Here is a 443-nt window from a genome sequence, read left to right as displayed (position 1 = left end):
ATGTCACCTCCGGCCTGTCCAAAAAAGTCACCAACATTCTGGAGACCATCAAGCTGCTGGCTTTTTCCGACCCGTTCCCCATCGAACAGGACTGCATCCACCTCCAGAACGGCGTGTACCATCTGTCGGACGGCTCTTTTCAAGAGAGCCGCCTGTTCTGTCAGAACCGCCTGCCGGTGAAGTACGACCCCAAGGCATCCAACCCGGAACGCTGGCTGACCTTTCTGCACGAGCTGCTGGACGATGCCGACATCCCCACCTTGCAGGAATATCTGGGCTACTGCCTGATCCCCAGCACCAAGGGGCAGAAGATGATGCTCATTGTCGGCAAGGGCGGCGAGGGCAAGTCCCGCATCGGGCTGGTGCTCAAGCGGCTCATGGGAGATGCCGCCAGCAACGGCAGCGTCCAGAAAGTGGAGAACAACCGCTTTGCCCGTGCCGAT

At 59.4% G+C, this 443-nt stretch carries 1 pseudogene; it reads left to right on the top strand.

Annotation, left to right across the window (positions count from 1 at the left end):
- A pseudogene (locus DWY76_RS13630) lies at window positions 1-443 on the top strand (DNA primase); the annotation flags it as partial.

Source organism: Faecalibacterium sp. AF27-11BH, assembly GCF_003603005.1.
Taxonomy (GTDB): Bacteria; Bacillota; Clostridia; order Oscillospirales; family Ruminococcaceae; genus Faecalibacterium; species Faecalibacterium taiwanense.
This window is presented reverse-complemented; position numbering and strand designations above follow the sequence as displayed.